This is a genomic window from Photorhabdus africana (assembly GCF_035181445.1).
GTDB classification, from domain to species: domain Bacteria; phylum Pseudomonadota; class Gammaproteobacteria; order Enterobacterales; family Enterobacteriaceae; genus Photorhabdus; species Photorhabdus laumondii.
In genome coordinates, this window is the sequence record NZ_JAXBVE010000013.1 from 1 (window position 1) to 17,658 (window position 17,658).

A 17,658-nucleotide genomic window follows, 5' to 3' on the forward strand; every position below is an offset into this window, starting at 1 on the left:
CATCCCCGGCGTTCAAACTGACATCCCCACTCAACACCTTGCCATTAATTTTCCGGTTGTTCGGCACGGCACTTTTCGCCAATTCTACCGTTTCTGTTAAACCAAGGTTTTTTATAAACTCACTTTTATTAGGGATATCTGCGCCATTCTGGTTTTTTGCCAATCTGCTATTAGCATTATCTGTAGCCCTGTTTGCTTCATCATGAGCATTTTTGGCTGCTACGTTTGCTGTATTTGCAAAATCGTATGCTTCTTTAATTGCTTTTGGCGTCGCCGCTAAGGTTTCATTTGTGCTATTTGTTGCACTACTCAGTTGTACAATCCCTTTCTGAATCAATGAGGCATCAGAAACACCACTCAATTTGCTCTCAGCGATTTTTCTAACATCGTGAACCGCTTTCGGCGTCGCCGCTTGATCTTCTCTGTCAGAATTTGTCGCGCTGTTGAGTTGCGATATGCCCTTCTGTGTCAGTGAAGCAGCAGGGATTTCTGTAGTAATTTTATGTTTTAATGCTAAATCTAATTGCGCGACGAGTTTCTCCAGGTCTCCATCATCCATAACGTCTTCACCAGTTTTTTCCGCAATATATTTCCCTATCACCGCGGCTATAACCGAAGATTGGCGCCAAACTTTATTTAAGCGCTCACTCCTTGCTATTCCTGATTTAAAACCCTCCTCAATAAAATCTGAACTTTCATATTCTTGTTGTGATAAAGTATTCGCGTTTTCACCAATGGCAAATGCTTTAAAATCATTTTTAGCCATTTCTAACCCTCCACTATATGGTAATTAACCGTTATCCCCATAGGTTTAAGCGAGAGATAACCCTGATGGATGATTTCTTTAGTAATTGTACTGATTGATTTTCCTTTAATCGTTACTGTGAATGACATATCCAAGTTATCTTCAAAAGATACCGATAGGCCATTATTTGAATGAATAAAACTCAGGATGTTATTAAATGACCCAGCCGTTCCATCCCAGTTATTCGCGCCTATTTTCGCTTTAATGACAACTCGATAATTATCATCATCCAGTTTGATATAACTTTTATCACTGTCAAACCGCCCTTTCCATTGTCCACTATCAAATCCCAAGTCAGTAATATCAAAGGAGAAGTAATAGGATTCAATCGGAGTTTGGATCATTCGATTTCTTCCTACCCATTCTCCAATAATATCAAGCTGTTTGCCCACCGCTTTATCAAGGTCAAAACTGCTAATCAATAAATCTGTAGTCAGCGCATTCTGGTTGAAAATATCAGTTACAGCTTCCAGCGTCCTGACATATTTTTTACCTTCCATGTGATATGCAGGAATTAGCTTCATATATCTGTTCATTCGAGCACCGTTACTATTTTAATATTTTCAGGTGAGCACGTCGGCGCTTGATTAAATGCAATGTCAATGTTCGCCGTTCCAGTTGTCGATGCTGATTTACCCACTATCACAGATAATACTTCATATGTCTGCCCACCGTTTTTATTGCATAAGTTTGCCGGTACAAATAAACGAGTAACATAGACTCCATCACCAATATAAAGCGATTTAATATAGTTAGATATTTCATTGCGAATATTATTGCCAATATCTGATGTATATCCGATAAAGGGTTTAATGTGTATTTCAACGTAAATTGGCACCAGTGTAGGACGATAGAAGTTAATCGTTTTTTTATTGCCATAATCATCGGTAATCGTTTCAGAGGTGGTGCCAAATGTCGGTATGCCCGGCGTTTTTTTCACCAAGATAGTCCGCGCAATCTCTTTCGAGTCTCCACCATCAATGACAAGTGCAATGCTGTGAGCAGGTATGCCATTCTCATCCGTTTTATCCGAGTCGTTGTCATACCCCCGGTAACGTGAAACTCCATGCAGGTTGGCAATTGCCCCCATCAGGCCATCCATAATGGTTCTCGAAGGCAGCGCAACGGAAACCGCTTGCCGTATTCGCAGTTCTACATCGGTTTCAATTCCCCGACCAAGTGTCGCCGCAACCGGGTTTGTCACGGTTTGCCAGCCCAATGTTGGCGTAGCAATTTGATTAACCGTGTGAGGTAATGCGCCGATCGCGCCCGCTTTTTGACAAATCGCGGTCACAATAGCCTGCCCGTGTGTATCTATAATCACTTCATCCGGTAGTGACCAAGCGTTTCCCGCATCATCCCGGACAGAGGCGTTACGGATAACCGTGCCCGCTCGACCAGTGACCAAAACATCTACCGTTGAGTTACTGGAGCTTTTTCTGGTGATGCCGTTGATTTTGACATTACGGGAAAGCCCTTCGCCCACCGCGGTTGCCGGGCTAAATGAGTTATAGGAGGCAATGGTTGCGTTGTTACAACCGTGAATAACGTAGGCTATCAGCGATAAAAAAACACCGTCTTTACTGTCAGATTCGATGTAAATATCGTCCCCATAAATATCCCTGAATATTGTCTTCCAGCTATTCAAGATGGTTTGATAATCAGGAGCATTGATCCCGTTTTTATCAATAGCAGGTAACATGGTGTTGATAATACTTTCATACATCAGCAGTTACTCCTATCTGTCCATAAATCGTGTCTATCGTGGCGGTAATGGTGATTTTTCTTGTTTCAGGGTTTCTTTCACTACGGTATTGGGTAATGCTCTCTACACCCGGCGTTTGCAGTATTCGCTGTCTAATAATCAGGTCATAAAAACCCGATGTGCCTTTACCCAACACGTCGTCGTAATCTGTCCCCTCTCGGTTATCAAGAAACCATTCGCCACTGCGCAACATCAGGCGAGTTTTCACTGCCTGTGCGACCGCTTCCGGTGAGTTGATAAGAAAACCCGCCTCTCCACGACCAAATACATAGTCGTTGTCAATTTCTCTTCGGTATCTCATTGAGGTTTCCCCGTCTTACCGCTACCTGACTGCACACCACTATGTACATGGTTTTTAAGGCTAATCCCTGCCGCTGTCACATCATGACTCACCGTGACAGGACCTTGCAGGGTTGCGGTGCCACCACCCGCGCCCATGCCCTGTGATAAGTTGCCGTTAATGGTGACGTTGCCGTTTAGGATGATGTCAGGTGAAGTGATTTCAGTACCGCCATTGGCTGTAGCGATAAGTTTTGCCGGTGTGATAATCGTGATGTTATGGCTGTTGGGATCGAGTTCGATATACGCCGCACCATCATCACTTCTCAGTTGCGCGGTGTGAGTGCTGATATTCGGTATTTTTTGTTGCTGAGATTGTGGGCCAATCAGCGCAAATCCATCGGACAGGTTATGCTGCCTGGGGTCCACCGGCTCTTGTACACCACCAGATTGCCACCAATAATCGATGCAACGATCAGCAAATACGACTAAACATTCATCACCGGCTCTTATCGGAAAGGTTAACGTCACGCCACCTCCCCTTGGGAATATAACCGGTACATCCACTAATAGTGGCAAAGATACCGATTCCAGTTCCCCATCTTTTTGCCTGATTTTCCATCTGATGGCCGGTTGCGCGGTGATGGTTACTGCATCAGCATCAAATGATTGAATAATGCAAGGCAAGGAGACATACAATCCGGCGCTAATCACTTCTTGCATAGCAAAAAAGACCGCTTCGGGCCTATTGAGTCGTTCGTCAGTATTTATCATTCGCTCTCTGCCTTATCCTTATGGTGAGTTGATTGATTCAGCAAAGTGTGATCGCTCTTGGCGATACACATGATTGTCATGTACCACTCTGTTTCGCGGGTATCACCGGAATAGTCCACATTGAAGACAATGTAATCACCATCAGCATCCAACATTGCCGGTTGGGTTTTTGCATCCTTATGATCACCAGATTGAGCAGCTTGTTTAGTCGCCGGATCAACCGGTTTGATTGAACGGTTATCCAGTCGGATTAATGTCCCGGGGCGGATATTCGGGTTAATTAAGCAGGTAACGTTAATACCTGAACCAATAGTTTGTTCAGGCATACCAATAAGACCTGTTTTTGAAGTCAGGACAATGGCTTCAGTTAAGTATTTATTTTTGGGTACAATATGTAGTTTGTTATCCTCATAGCGCCAATTAGCATCACATTGTTTTGCCAAATTAGAAACTTCATTGCGGTGCATGCCAAAAAGTACTTTTCCCCTGGGGGATGCTGATTTACTGAATTCAGGGCGTAGACCGGCCGTAATGCCATATTTAGCAATATCACGCATTAGCAAATGATCTAAATCTGCTTGCGAATATCCAGCCGCAATGGTGGTATTCACGGTCGCGTAATTGTGAGCTTCATCCCCGTCCGCTGCATGAATCACAACACAAGTATCCGTTGCGTTGTCCCTTTTTACATACGTGTATTGAATTTGGCCTGAGAATATTTGTCCTGAGTTCTCCTTGTAACCCGCCACAAATTTAATCTTTTTAAATTCATTTTTACGTAATTTATTACTGGTTTCGTTATTGAGGTTATATAGAGTAAAAATACCGGTAGCAGGATTGGAAGATTCCGTTCTGCTAATGTTAAATGTGATTTTCAGATCTGATAAATTGACCTTTTCGCCATCTTTGTCTACAACGATAAGGTGGCATTCTCTTATCCATTGTTTTGACATAGTTCACCTAATTAATAGAAATGAAAGAACCGCAATTAAGCGGCGTATGTAGTAAATCATTAAAAATATTTTTCCTTACTCTCATCAAGTTAACTTATTACAAAGTATAACCTGTCCTCTTTACCAAGATTATTCCTGAAAGGTTTCTCCTGATTTATATCACCATAAAAAATTAATGAGCCGTTAAAACCAAGATGACGATATTGTTCCAGTAAGTCAATCCCAAAAACCAACGGCAAACCTGTAACGATAAATTCACTGTCCGGCGTCATAATATCCAAAATCCAACCCGCGATATCACGCCACATTAATCTCATTTTATAGTTAATGCCATTGAGCTGAATATCGAATTGCTGATTTTGAGGTGATAAAGGAATTTCTACAACCCTAGCCATTTCTTACCTCGCTCTATAATAAAATCAAGAATAATTTTTGGCATTGATGGCTTCACCGTGACTTTGGCTCCCATATTAACGACAGGTGCTGTATCTTCAGGATTTTTCATATTTTCCGCCGGCGCGGCCTTATTCGGTGATGTTTCAACAATAACAATTTCACGTAGGTTTAAAGCCACCGATAAAACATTTTCACTGGTTTTATCCGTTGTGACACTGATATCTTTAATCAACATATTTTTATATAAGCGCTTTCCCGTTACGACATCAAACGGTTTATGTGATGCCCTCAGGTCAAGTAGCTGTTGATATATATCACGCGGACTGGTTCCAAGGCTCAGCCCGGTAGAAATATCAAATACTTTTGTCGTATCAATAACATCAAGCAGCGAACCTCCACCCGCAAAACCTAAATCCATTCTTACTTCCGATGGGCTGTCATAAGCATGATCACTGAATGTCACCCCCTGCTGGACCGGATGATCGGTGATATTCGATACATCGGTATGGGTTTCTGAAATAACGACACTCGGTACAATAACACCTATTTTTCTCTTTTGCTGAGAAAACATGACTGATAATATATCCATTGTTATTTCACCTGTGTTTGCATATTTCGAAGCAGCATACTGTGAGTACGTTCTACCGTTTCTCCGGTCAGCCTTGCTGCTTCTCTGGGGGATTCAACACCGTTGACTTCAATATGATAATTGACCTCTCCTATTCCCGGTATATTATTGTCGGCAGATATTGGCGCACGATGTAATAAAAAGGGAGTCAACCCCTGATGATTCATCATACCGTTGATATTGGTTACCGCCCCGTTGATCATTCGGTGATCAATGGAAATATTCTGCAAAGAATGAGCGACATGATTTAAATGTCCAGCCTGCTTTGGCGCTTTATTCGCTGGCTGTAACTCTGCCATAATCGCCTTCCTGATAAATTCTGGTGAATAGGGATTACCACCACTTTCCTCTATCATCATGCTATTAATCAGCCGTTGCATCACATCAGGATCAGTGAGATCAAGGAACGTATCCTTAGAAACTCCCATCATTTTAGACACATTGGCAATGTACTGTTTGGTTTTATTATGATCTTTCTTTGGTGCCCATGTCGGGACAATACTTGCAATAGTCTGTAGCTTTTTTCCTGTGGTTTTACCACGAAAATAACGCGTCAACTGATGAGCAGTAGCTCTTAATCCACTATAAGCATCTGGATACTGAGCAAATCTGGGCTTTGGACTATCTTCAAGCACTGCCCCTGTCTGATGTACAAAGTTCATATTTAATGGATTGTTATTCCGTACTCCTCGTGAAGATTTTAATTTCTTTAGCTTTGCTGCTGTAAGCTCACTATTAAAAATATTCGTTGGTTGATTAACTGGAGTATTGAATTCCTTAGGCGCATCGTGATGTTCAACAATACCAGCCTTAAGATGATCTTTATTTAATTGCTTAGTCTTTCGCTTCTTTTTCGTTTTACTTGATCGTTCTGATACTTTACTGGAAATATCAGCAACTTTTTGGCTGTATTCTTTGTGGATTATCGTTTTCTTACCATCAATTTGTTCTTGGTATTTTTCATATTTATCTTTACTGAAAAATGGAGTCAAGTCAGAAGCAAGATAAATCCCATGTGTTGACATCCAATTATCGAGTTGATCATATGTTATAAGTGGTTTTTTATTTTTATCATACTCTCTTTGCCGCCGCGACAATGTTTCAGCCACTGTTTCGTGATTTTTCTTTGCTTCTTCCTGTAATGCATTTAACCGACTATTAAAATCAAATAATACACCCAGAACAATTTTTCTTCCTGTAAATTTCCATAATTCATTCAATGTCGCCAATAAACCTTTCGCAGAAATTTCTCCTTTATCTAACCATTTAACTAATTCCTCAATGGCATTAAATATGTCATCACTATCAAGTATGCTGGTATTTTGATTAGCACAATCCGTTGTTGCTTTTAATAACTGCTCATTCATTGATGCGACCAAGGAGGCAGTATTAAAATGGCGACCATTTGTATCATGAGATTGAGCATTAATGCTCGGCAGAAATTTCTCTACACCTCCCACAGCTCGACGGACGCTTTCCTCATTGATAGATTTAATTTTTTCAACCACTGCGTCTGTTTCTTGCAACTTCCCGTATAACTTATCCAATCCGTCAGCTATTTGGGTGATAAAACTGGCCACAACTGATGTTGCGTTTTCAATTTCCGCCCTCATTTTGAGAATGCCAGACGTAACTTCGGTGATAACAGCCATAAATTTACGCTGTTCCACTTCATCAACATCAAACCTCAGCGATATCAGGAAATCTTTAGTTGTTTCAACGTCATTGCTCATTTCGCCACCTCTCTATCATGGCCTCATTTTCCGATTTAACATCAAGGGCATCATTCATCAATGCAATATCAGCCAGATCAAGAACGCTGTTTTTCAATGATTCATAACGGCACATGCCCGCAATGACCGGGCGTAACAGATAATCACGCCCTTTCGGGAGGGTTTCAAAATTTAAATTGGCTTGTCCTGAGATTACACTGCACTCTCTAATGGGGCGGGAAAAAAATTTCCCAATGCGTCTCGAATAATAAAACCGACAATTTTCAACAGTTCGAAGCCGTTGATGTCATCGAACATCAATACCTGTCCATCAGGTTCATAAATCCGGTTCCAGATACCATTCTGTTCACGAGAAACCACTGATAAGCAAATATCATTAATTTCATGTCGGTTGGATTTTCCTAATGCATTGATGGATTCCACCAAATAGGGGAGCACTGCTTCAAAGCCCGTCACTCCATCATCACTTTTAGCTGTCACAATCTTTTTCATCAGCGGTCCAAGTGCCGGAATAGCCGGCGCTAAAGCCACCGCTAAATCTTGTTGCTGAAAAGCGTTCAATTTACCACTGCGATATTTTTTGCCATCAATTTCAAATTCCATGATCACTTATCCTCAAGCTCGCTCAAACTACCGCAGCATAAGTCCGACGTAAAAATAGAGACAAATGCTGCGGCAAATTTAAAGGTGATTTAAATGGTTGTGAAGTAAGCTGGTTAGAATGTGCCTAACATGATGTCGATTTTTCCGCAATCAAATACCCAAGAAACGGTACCGCCTGCTTTGTTATTCTGCAAATCCGGTTGTTTCTGAAAGGCGACAGAGCGAGCAACAGCAATGTCATTACTTTGTTTATTGCGAATAACAATCACGTTATTACCCCATGCCGACGATGAAAGCGATTGTGTGCTGAGCATCGCGTTCAATTTAGCGTTTACCGGGCTCGTCTTAAGTAAATTAACGGTGATAGTTCCTGACTTGGTTGCATGCAATGAATGCATGACTTCTCCGTCTGCACCGGTGGTCATGGTGTTTTTACTCTCCGACATGGTGACTGTAATCCCCTCATCAGAGAGCGCGGCACCGTTACCAAGATCAAAAGAGCCGCCAACTCCGGTAATAGAAGCGGAAACATCAAGAAAAGAATATGTAGCCATTTTCAACCCTTATCTGTTTACATTAATAATGACATCAGCATAGTGGACAGCACCGGCTAATTTGATTGCACACTGAATAACCGGTGCTTTTCGGGCTTCTCTATCAGCCTGTGCCTGTGTCGCAATTGGCGGTGCGTAAACGTAGTAACCTTTGGTTAATGTTGCGCCCGTATCCAACCCACCAATCGGATCGCCACCCCATACACCATGAGCGATTAATCCATTTGTCGCCGCTTGAGCCAGTGACTGTTCAACATTGGTAATTAGCCGGGTCACACCTTCATCAGTCTGTGGGATCTTGCTAGTACTGGTGTAAAGCAGGTTATAAAGATTGTTCTGAACATAGTTCTGCAACCAATCCAGACCGTGGCGCTCATCAATGAAATCCCCATTCGCCATGACACCTTCCTGAATAATGGCCGTATCATTGCTGTATTTAACAAAAACGTTGCCATTCATCCTTTTCAACACATTGGCTTGCGTTGCGGTGAGGTTTTCTGCGGTTACCGCGGGTTCCTGTTTAAATTTCAAGGTGATGGTGGTGTTATTGCCGTTGAAATTGACGGTAAACATACGGCCCAACAGCGAAGCAACCGTGTAGGATTTACCGGTTGAATATTGCCAAAGTGTGCGTTGATAGTTTCTCTCTTTTAATTTTGAGCCGATATCAGTTTTAACATCAGCATCCAAGACATCCGCTTTTTGCGCTGTATGTCCATAGATGCGGGAAACAGATGCGGATTCAATGTAATCAGCAACAGAGAGAATATCTTCATCCGTCAGCGAGTCATCAGCGATAACCAACCCATACCAGCCACTGGATACCGATCCCAGTGCCGCCACCGCCTCAGCAATGGTTTCTGCTTTGGTAGATTCGATAGCGGTAGCACCCGATATTTCGTCCAGCTTTAATAAATCACCAATATAAGTTCCCGTCGTTGCCGGTGAAACATAGCCAACCGCACCTACAGAATTCGGCATAATAGCGAAACGCGAAGAAGAACTATCATATGTGACTGAACAATCTTTTAACTTATCCGCTATCCGTTGGGCCACGCCATTAAGATTGGTCTCTTTACTCAAATCGACACCGCTGTATACCGTTTCTTTACCGTTAATCGTCAATTTAAAGGAACCATCGATGACGGCGGTAAATTTGCTCATCATTTGCTGCTGTTTAGTCAATACCGCCCCTTGTAAAGAGGAGACCACATTGTCCTTAGCCCACCGACCAATATATAAATCAACCGGACGGGGTGACTGGGAATAATAAAGCGCCGCGGCCTGATACTCTGGTGAAGTCAGTCCAAAATCAGCACCGACACCATCGATATCCGAATACCGGCGTAAACGTTCGTGAGGGTTGATCACGTTGCTTGCACCGATGATCAGTAACGCCCCAAAGTTCCGGGATTGAGCCGCATGAGGAGCCATATTCAACGTGACATTGATAATGTTTGAAACAGGTAAACCCTGCATAATTTAATCTCCTAAAAATTTGACAGGTGCTTCCACCAGTGATTTCACACCGTATTCACGCACCACTTTTCGCCGCAAGGTGATCGTCATCTCATAATGACGCCTCCTCTGGTTATTGATAAGTTCCGGTAAAGCAGTCAGCCGGCTGAGTTTGTCGATTGAAAGACCGAAACGTTCCAATTCATCATTGTTCTGACTGACCGCCACGCCATCACGAAAACGGGTACCGTACCGCTGGCTGTTCGGGCCATAAAAGGAGATCAAGCACACAATTTCCTCATGACGCCATAACTTGGTCCCTTCGTCAGTCTGGTTCTCAAAAGCAGGCGAGGCATCCGAAATAAAATCCGTAATAACAAAATCGCACCCGTCATCATCTGCCGGTAACTGGAGCAGTTGTGCTGATGTCCATCGAGAACGCACTTTATCGTCAGGCAAACCAGAAACACCGCCTAGCCAACGACTCAGTATGTGCTCCAGCTCATCATCGTACTCAGGCCCAAGCGTGACAGGTGTTAACCAACCCGCTTTATCACTACCGTTACTCATCAAAAATACCTCCATCAAACAGCAATAACTCACCCTGTGCTTGGGTAAACCAAGCTTTGCTGAAGGCTTAGTTCCCAACACCGAGTTATGATTGATTTAATCGGGATACCAATCGCAAAAAAGGTAAAAAATATACGTAAGCAATTTGCGACGGCAAATACAAAAAAGGCCGCAACACAGTGCGACCTTCGACAATTATGATTTAAATTTTCACTTATTTATCAGAGTGCAATTAAGAAGATACTTAAGGTTCACTCATACCAAACAGAGTTCATTGGATAGCATGAATTTTTTAAACTGAATTTGATGTGGGTTAAGCCCTATTTTCCCCATTACCTGCAAATATTCAAATGAAAAAAACCCCGATATTTCTATCAGGGCTTATTCGCAACTTTAACTGATTAGTACACTACCATAGCTTTTTGCGTACGCACAAGCTTTTTGTGTTTTTGTATTTCATCATCCATTTCTAACTTAATATCGAGCATAGCCAAACATCCCTGAACAAAACTTTCTCCCTTCTGTAACCGGGAACGGACTTCAATATCAGGTACTTTAATTAAACGCGCGATGGACCGTTTGGAAAGCCTTAAAGCGTAGTACATAAATAAAACTTCAATTTCTTCAGACTTATCGACCGTCTGCAACTTTGCGATACAAGCATCAATGATCAAGCCATCGTTATCACAGCAGGAAGGACGTAATGAACGAGTTGACGCAATCAGACCTTTAAATCCAGCAGCGATCGGTGGCCAATTAACACCAGTGGCATCATCAACCCAACCACCCCAACACTCTAAAACTTGTTGAATATTGCGCATATATTTTGACCTTAACTTTTAGTAACAAAGAGTAGTAAAAATTATTTTCATGCTGGTCTCATGCATCCATGCATTCGGCATTATAACAAATTTCTCATTCTCTATTTTTGTGTTTCTCTGTTACGTAACTACATCGTTTAAATACACCTGTTTACTTAGTCTATTAAATAGAAATAGTAAATAACCCCTATTCTTGACCAAGCTTAGTTTCAGAGGAAAACACATAAATATCGTTATTAACACGGATGACCATAAAGTGTTTTTCTTCCTCATCTACGTATTTATTATACAAATTTATAATCTTCATTTAATCCTCTAATGTACCTTCCTTTAAAACGCTTAGCACCTAAAGCAACACGCATGCTCTTTATTATTTATCAGAAGTTTTCAAGCAACATAACACCCCCTTTTTATTATGAGATGAAAAATGCATTAAATAAAAAATAGCACAAATTTTTTATCTCATGGATATTTGAGTGTAAAAAATATTTTTAATCAACTTTGAAATCCGTCATAAAATGCCGATTAAGAATGGTGCCCACACCTATGCCGAAGACACAGAAATCGGCCTGTTTACAGGGTGATGGACAACGAAACGGGTGCCAATGTGAGATCGTAACAACCCTATTCGAAATATCGCCAGCAGATCAGGTAAAAAATTTAAGATATCCACAGGATTAATGTTGCTAACGATAAATTACCGATTATCAGGTAAATATCTACGTGAAAAGTTTTAACACTGTCAGATATATCCTCTGCTGAACAATGAGATTTTTAAACCTATGCTATTTCCTACTCACCCTATCCCATCTTATTTTCAGCTCTCGCCAGACGAATAGATGGATACACACCTATAGCAAATATTTTTTCACGTCTGGAAAACAGATATCCAAAATGCTAATATTTTTCTCTGTTAGTTTTTACCCGCGAAAATAAATCGATATCATCTAAAAATTTGCTATCTTATATTTCTAGTTACGGGGTTTTATTCCGATCAGCTTAACCGTAAATTTAACCATGCTATGAATTCAGAAACTCGTTTTGGCGGGAAATTGTCATGGAAAATAGCAGAATAAACTGGATATATAAACAGCGTTACCTGCTATCAAGCAAGAAAAAAGCCGTTATCTTCTGAAAAAATAACGGCTTCTTATTTGATTTGGTGCCGGCTACCGGAATCGAACTGGTGACCTACTGATTACAAGTCAGTTGCTCTACCAACTGAGCTAAGCCGGCGTGTTTCAGGGCTAGCCCCCGAAAGCGAGCGAAGTATATTACAACTCATTGCAAACAATCAAGCAGAAATAATAGATGATTCAAAAATATCACCAAAACACTCATCATGAGTGCCATGCTCAACTATATACCATGACTTGAAAGCCCATTAACGCAAGACTACTGCCTCGAATGCTCTGAATTGCTGTAGTTTTTTATCAAAATACAGCCGATGAGCTGGTTATTTTCAACATCAAAAAAACGGGTCATTTACTGACAAATCAGAAATAACAACGAAATGTTTTATTATCTTTGCTACCTATATAGAAAATAGCCACTGGTCGTAAAATAGCCTGATCGTCTGTCGGCAGTGGAAGATAAAATATCCAAAATAACCTGTCTCCAAACAATATGAGGATCTGTCAACATGTTAAAAAGCAAATACTCAAAATACGGTAGAACACAAGGCGACAAAACATATTTTCAAGGCGTAAGCGGAATCAAATTGAGCGTGTTTTTTATAAGCCAAAGGCAAGCCATAACAGCTTTCTTATCATTGCCAGAATCACAATATTGCCACTCTTCCTTAAATTATTACCATAGGGAAATAGTTGACTGCTATAAATGCAATGTGCTATTTAAATTAGATGCAAATCAAAAAAACTAAATCAGGCATGCGCTAATATTAGGTATAAATCAGATCGTTTCTATAGGTTATTATAACTCAAATTATTAATTATGAGGTGAATTATGCTGGGAAAAAATAACTTAATTGCACATCAAGTCTTATTTACCTTCAAGGATGGAATAAGCTGGGATAGTGAAAAGGCTATATTAGCCGAGAAGATGACTTTAAATCATATAAATGAGATAAGTGAAATAAAAGGATGGTTTTGTGGTCGCAGTACGGTAGACAGAAAGCAATCAGTTGACTTTAGTTTAATTGGTTACTTTGAAAGTTACGAAGACTTGGACATATACATGCATCACCCCGATCATATAAAAGGCGTGGTGCTATGGAAAGAAATAAGTACATGGACAGTCTCGGATATTATTATCGATATAAATAAGTTGATAAATTTCACTCAGTTAATAGGAAAGTCGTATGAAGTTTGACGAAAACCTACATAAAAGTGTCGTCGTTATCGCTGATAGTCTGCCGCTTGGGTTAGCCATGAATGCACTGAGCGTCATTAGTGTTTCAATGGGTAGAAATATCGACGGGATTGTAGGACACGATGTCTTTAGTAAAGATAGCATTTGTTATCCCGGTGTCATTAAAACGCCTTTGCCTATTTTGAAAGCAAGTCATGATGTACTGGATGCTATTCATAATGAATTAAAATCTAACGATAATTTTAAATTGAGCCCTTTTTCCTGTTTAGCACAATCATGCAGAACATATGAGGAATACGAAGGAAAATTATCTTCTGAGCATTCGGATGAATTGAAGTTATCTGGAATTGGCATAGTTGGACCAAAGAAAGATATCAATAAACTCACTGGCAACTTACCACTTTATAAATAACCAGGTAATATATATGTATTCCATTTTTAGAAATGAACTTCATGAATTAGGTATGAAATACCTTACCGAGCTAAAAAAATATCTGTCTGGCGAGATAAATATCTCCACATTGGAAAAAATACAATACGAAAAATTAAAAGAAGTTATAAATTATACGAAAAATGGGTCAGCTTTCTATCAAGATCGTCTAGATGCAATAAACCCAAATGATGATGAAAATTTATCCTCATTGATTGGAAAACTTCCCTTTACTACAAAATCAGATCTAAGTAAGGCGGGAAACACGATATCGTCAGATAGCCTAAGTAACGCTTGGGTATATTATGAAACCACAGGGACGACGGGGCCATCAACGCCTTGTCCTCGCAATGAAATAGACTCTTTAGTCAATAACAGTTTTCTGACTCTGCAATATGAGTCTATTTTCAATCAAGAAGGCAAACAACACATTATTGGCGTGATGGGTCCAACGGAATTACACTCCACTGGCGATACATTTGAAGATGTATTTCGCAGTTTAGGGCATACCGTTATCAAAATGTGGCCTCGTTCGCCCGTTGTTGGTATGCACAGAGTACTCAGGCTGATACAAGACCTCAAAATAACCGCTTTAGTTTGCACACCTGCGGTCGCCGCTGAGTTGTTAAAATATTGCCGGAAAAATGCATGTGATGCAAAAGAATTAGGTATCGAGATCATTTTAGTGCTTGGCGAACTTATTACGCCAAATAGATTAACAAACTTATCTCGGAATTGGGGCGCTAAAATTTACAACTGTATGTATGCCTCACAAGAAACATCAATTCTGGCGGCTTGTAACAATACCAATAAGCTTATTACTATTCCATATAACAATTATTACGAACTCATTTGCCCTTTTACTCAGCAAAAACTCAATGTTGGTGATAATCACGTTGCGGGTGAATTAGTGATTACCCATTTATATAAAGGGAATAAACCTCTGATTCGATATAAAACCGGGGATATGGTTCGATGCAAAGCAATAGGCTTAAATCAATGGGAAATAGAACCCATCGGCCGGGTAAAAGATGTATTAGTATTAAACAATGCTAATGTCTATGCTTTTGATATTGAAAATGCCATCTTTGAAGAACTCGAATATTGTTTTGAATACTTTATTGAAATCAACAATACAGCCGGTACAGATGAGCTCAAGATCACTTTAGAACCGAGTGACGAATTAAATGATGCGTCACTCATTAGTAAGATAAAGCAAAAAATGGAATCCAAATTCAATATGAACGTTGATATCCATGTAGGAGATGTCGGTGGACTGATTGGAACCGCGGCAATGGTAAGCTGGAAAGCAGCACGCATCCATGATCTGAGAGATGATACCAACAATATTGAGCGAAATTCAGCTTTAGAGATCATGAACAAGAGGGCCAATAAATGACAAACAATATCGTTAGCCCAGTGAATAAAGATTGGATCGTATTTCTAGACGGGGAATATCTCAATTTTAGCAATGCGACCTTTCTTGCCAATACACAAGCTTTAAATTATGGCACCGGTACATTTGAGGGAATCCGAGCTTATTGGGATCAAGACAATAACCAACTTAATCTATTTAGAGTGCATGAGCACTATGAACGGTTAATTCAATCAGCTAAAACATTAAAAATTGAATTGCCCTATACCAGTCAGGAGTTAACCGATATTACCAAAAACATCATCATTAAAAATGGTTTCAAACAAGATATTTATATCAGGCCATTAGTGCTTAAAAAGTCGTTAATGCCGGGCGAGAAATTTGGCGTTAAGCTAAGTGGTGTAAATTCAACCCTCTGTATTAACGCTTTACCTATGGGCGCTTACGCCAAAAAAACAGAGTTTACATGTCTTATTTCAAAATGGCGACGTGTATCAAATGCGGCAATTCCATCATCTGCCAAAATTACTGGCACTTATGTTAATTCCGCACTTGCTCATGAAGATGCCAAAGAAAACGGATTTGATGATGCTATCATGCTGAATGAACAAGGCATGTGCGCAGAAGCAAGCACATCAAATGTTTTTATTGTAAAAGATAATTGCGTTATTACACCATCGCTTAGCGCCGGCATTCTTAATGGAATAACCAGACAATCTGTTTTCGATATTTGTCAATTCCGCAATATTCCCTGTATTGAGTCAGAAATTCAACAAAAGGATCTCTATGAAGCAGATGGCTGTTTTTTAACAGGCACTGGCCTTGAAATATCAATTGTTTCAAAAATAGACGATGTGTCATATAGACAAAAAGAAGATTCTATAGCTAATGTTATTGCCAAAGATTATCAAGAAATAATCAGAGGCAGAATAGATAAGTTCTCACATTGGTTAAATCCGGTTTATTAGTGTAATTCCAGGAGAAACATCATGGAATGTGTTTTTTTTAGTTTCTACAAAGATACATTTGATGTTCTAAATATTGCTACCTTAGGCCCGTCAGGCACAAGTAGTGAACAATCCGCTATTCGTTTTGGTGAATTTGCCATCAAAAATAAAGTCACCAGAAGTTATCAAGTTGTTTTATGTAACACTTACGAAGAAGCAAGTAATCAAATTATTTTAAATAACTGTCAGGCATTGGTGGTAGCCAATGCTTATTACAATATCAGTGAGTTTTATATGGATAACAGGTTTAACTTGTCATCCGCATTTTTAAACTACACGCCTAATTACGGTATCGCTATTCGTGATGAATTAACTACAGATAATATCGTCATTGCAACTCATCCGGCACCAAAGGCTTTAATCCCAGAGTTGTTGCCTGATAATCTAAAAATTGCAGATATCATTTTTAAAGACTCAACCAGTTCAGCCGCAAAAGCAGTCGCTAATTCAGAGGTAGATGCCGCACTCACGACAGAAGTGGCAGCAAAATTACACAATTTAAAATTTATTTCTCATATTCGACCAATTCAAATGCTTTGGTCGGTATTTACAGCCTCATAAAAGCTAATGTTGCTTTAAAATAGGCAAATATATAGATCTTTTTAAAATTTCAATATACAGAGGTTATTATGTCTTTACTTACTCTACACACCATTACTACCACACCTGAAAAAAGTAAAAAATTACTTCAAAGTTCTATTAATGATTTTGGCTGGATACCTAACCAAAGTGGTTATATGTCAGAATCTCCTTCACTATTAGCTGCTTACCAACGAGCACACGACCTATTTATTGATAGTTCACTGAATGAAGAGGAAAAAGCTGTTGTGTGGATTACAACCGGAGTAGAAAATGGTTGTAATTACACGGTTCAGGCACACGGCTATATTGCAATTCATAATGGTGTGGACAAAAAGATAGTTAAAGCATTGATTGAAAAAACCGACGATCTCTCCCCTCGATTATTGGCACTGCGTGAATTTACCATAGAGGTTATCTACTGCCGGGGACAATTGAAAAGAAGTGCTATTGATCTATTCCTAAGCCGTGGTTTCAGCAAACAGAATATGCTAGATGTTGTGTTAGGCGTTTCTCAAAAGAATATGTCGACAATTCTCAATAGCATTGCCGGAACCGAGATTGATGATAAATTCAAGCTGGACGACCTTTAACTGA

The 17,658-nt window shown here is 40.1% G+C and carries 21 protein-coding genes and 1 tRNA gene; 6 read left to right on the plus strand and 16 right to left on the minus strand.

What is annotated here, in order from left to right:
- From SLS51_RS09435 to SLS51_RS09505, 16 genes are all read right to left on the minus strand, one after another.
- A partial coding sequence (locus SLS51_RS09435) for a tail fiber protein (protein WP_323837681.1) occupies window positions 1–766 on the minus strand: 766 nt, incomplete at its 3' end.
- 2 nt (window positions 767–768) lie between these two features.
- A complete protein-coding gene (locus SLS51_RS09440; protein ID WP_323837683.1) occupies window positions 769–1,341 on the minus strand; it encodes a DUF2612 domain-containing protein in 573 nt (190 codons plus the stop codon).
- Window positions 1,338–2,531: a baseplate J/gp47 family protein gene (locus SLS51_RS09445; protein WP_058589692.1), complete on the minus strand. Its 1,194-nt coding sequence runs from the start codon at window positions 2,529–2,531 to the stop codon at window positions 1,338–1,340. The genes SLS51_RS09440 and SLS51_RS09445 overlap by 4 nt, the downstream gene beginning before the upstream one ends.
- Window positions 2,524–2,871, minus strand: coding sequence for a contractile injection system sheath initiator (locus SLS51_RS09450; RefSeq protein WP_323837687.1), 348 nt, complete (start codon window positions 2,869–2,871; stop codon window positions 2,524–2,526). Before SLS51_RS09450 ends, SLS51_RS09445 begins: the two co-directional genes overlap by 8 nt.
- Complete coding sequence (locus tag SLS51_RS09455) at window positions 2,868–3,623, minus strand: phage baseplate assembly protein V (RefSeq protein WP_323837689.1); 756 nt, start codon at window positions 3,621–3,623, stop codon at window positions 2,868–2,870. The genes SLS51_RS09450 and SLS51_RS09455 overlap by 4 nt, the downstream gene beginning before the upstream one ends.
- Complete coding sequence (locus SLS51_RS09460) at window positions 3,620–4,576, minus strand: phage protein (RefSeq protein ID WP_323837691.1); 957 nt, start codon at window positions 4,574–4,576, stop codon at window positions 3,620–3,622. The genes SLS51_RS09455 and SLS51_RS09460 overlap by 4 nt, the downstream gene beginning before the upstream one ends.
- Window positions 4,577–4,665: 89 nt before the next feature.
- Window positions 4,666–4,971 carry a phage baseplate plug family protein gene (locus SLS51_RS09465; RefSeq protein WP_011147248.1) on the minus strand — a complete coding sequence of 102 codons (306 nt, stop codon included), beginning with the start codon at window positions 4,969–4,971 and terminating at the stop codon, window positions 4,666–4,668.
- On the minus strand, window positions 4,956–5,561 hold the full coding sequence (locus SLS51_RS09470; protein ID WP_323837695.1) for a phage baseplate protein: 606 nt from the start codon (window positions 5,559–5,561) through the stop codon (window positions 4,956–4,958). Before SLS51_RS09470 ends, SLS51_RS09465 begins: the two co-directional genes overlap by 16 nt.
- Before the next feature lie 2 nt (window positions 5,562–5,563).
- Complete coding sequence (locus tag SLS51_RS09475; protein WP_323837697.1) at window positions 5,564–7,333, minus strand: hypothetical protein; 1,770 nt, start codon at window positions 7,331–7,333, stop codon at window positions 5,564–5,566.
- Window positions 7,323–7,448 carry a DUF6889 family protein gene (locus SLS51_RS24630; protein WP_255417038.1) on the minus strand — a complete coding sequence of 42 codons (126 nt, stop codon included), beginning with the start codon at window positions 7,446–7,448 and terminating at the stop codon, window positions 7,323–7,325. Before SLS51_RS24630 ends, SLS51_RS09475 begins: the two co-directional genes overlap by 11 nt.
- Before the next feature lie 77 nt (window positions 7,449–7,525).
- Entirely contained in the window at window positions 7,526–7,936 is a 411-nt protein-coding gene (locus SLS51_RS09480) for a phage tail assembly chaperone (protein WP_323837699.1), read from the minus strand.
- A gap of 113 nt (window positions 7,937–8,049) precedes the next feature.
- The gene (locus tag SLS51_RS09485) at window positions 8,050–8,490 is read right to left on the minus strand and encodes a DUF3277 family protein (RefSeq protein ID WP_323837701.1); all 441 of its coding nucleotides are present in this window, start codon (window positions 8,488–8,490) and stop codon (window positions 8,050–8,052) included.
- A gap of 9 nt (window positions 8,491–8,499) precedes the next feature.
- Window positions 8,500–9,969 (minus strand): DUF3383 domain-containing protein, encoded by a 1,470-nt coding sequence (locus SLS51_RS09490; RefSeq protein ID WP_323837703.1) that lies wholly within the window; start codon window positions 9,967–9,969, stop codon window positions 8,500–8,502.
- Between the two features lie 3 nt (window positions 9,970–9,972).
- Window positions 9,973–10,521: a phage neck terminator protein gene (locus SLS51_RS09495; RefSeq protein ID WP_439126861.1), complete on the minus strand. Its 549-nt coding sequence runs from the start codon at window positions 10,519–10,521 to the stop codon at window positions 9,973–9,975.
- Window positions 10,522–10,919: 398 nt separating this feature from the next.
- Window positions 10,920–11,339: an antiterminator Q family protein gene (locus SLS51_RS09500; RefSeq protein WP_323837707.1), complete on the minus strand. Its 420-nt coding sequence runs from the start codon at window positions 11,337–11,339 to the stop codon at window positions 10,920–10,922.
- A gap of 1,160 nt (window positions 11,340–12,499) precedes the next feature.
- A tRNA-Thr gene (locus SLS51_RS09505) sits at window positions 12,500–12,575 on the minus strand.
- 729 nt (window positions 12,576–13,304) lie between these two features.
- Here SLS51_RS09505 and SLS51_RS09510 point away from each other — a divergent pair.
- The 6 genes from SLS51_RS09510 to SLS51_RS09535 all read left to right on the plus strand — a co-directional run bounded on the left by SLS51_RS09510 (window position 13,305) and on the right by SLS51_RS09535 (window position 17,654).
- A complete protein-coding gene (locus tag SLS51_RS09510) occupies window positions 13,305–13,670 on the plus strand; it encodes a Dabb family protein (RefSeq protein WP_323837709.1) in 366 nt (121 codons plus the stop codon).
- The gene (locus tag SLS51_RS09515) at window positions 13,660–14,082 is read left to right on the plus strand and encodes a DUF2000 domain-containing protein (protein ID WP_323837711.1); all 423 of its coding nucleotides are present in this window, start codon (window positions 13,660–13,662) and stop codon (window positions 14,080–14,082) included. The genes SLS51_RS09510 and SLS51_RS09515 overlap by 11 nt, the downstream gene beginning before the upstream one ends.
- Before the next feature lie 13 nt (window positions 14,083–14,095).
- Window positions 14,096–15,499: a phenylacetate--CoA ligase family protein gene (locus SLS51_RS09520; RefSeq protein WP_323837713.1), complete on the plus strand. Its 1,404-nt coding sequence runs from the start codon at window positions 14,096–14,098 to the stop codon at window positions 15,497–15,499.
- A complete protein-coding gene (locus tag SLS51_RS09525; RefSeq protein ID WP_323837714.1) occupies window positions 15,496–16,443 on the plus strand; it encodes a branched-chain amino acid transaminase in 948 nt (315 codons plus the stop codon). The genes SLS51_RS09520 and SLS51_RS09525 overlap by 4 nt, the downstream gene beginning before the upstream one ends.
- Window positions 16,444–16,464: 21 nt before the next feature.
- Window positions 16,465–17,043: a prephenate decarboxylase gene (locus SLS51_RS09530; protein WP_323837716.1), complete on the plus strand. Its 579-nt coding sequence runs from the start codon at window positions 16,465–16,467 to the stop codon at window positions 17,041–17,043.
- A 68-nt stretch (window positions 17,044–17,111) separates the two neighbouring features.
- A complete protein-coding gene (locus tag SLS51_RS09535; RefSeq protein WP_323837718.1) occupies window positions 17,112–17,654 on the plus strand; it encodes a carboxymuconolactone decarboxylase family protein in 543 nt (180 codons plus the stop codon).
- The last annotated feature ends 4 nt before the right edge of the window (window positions 17,655–17,658 follow it).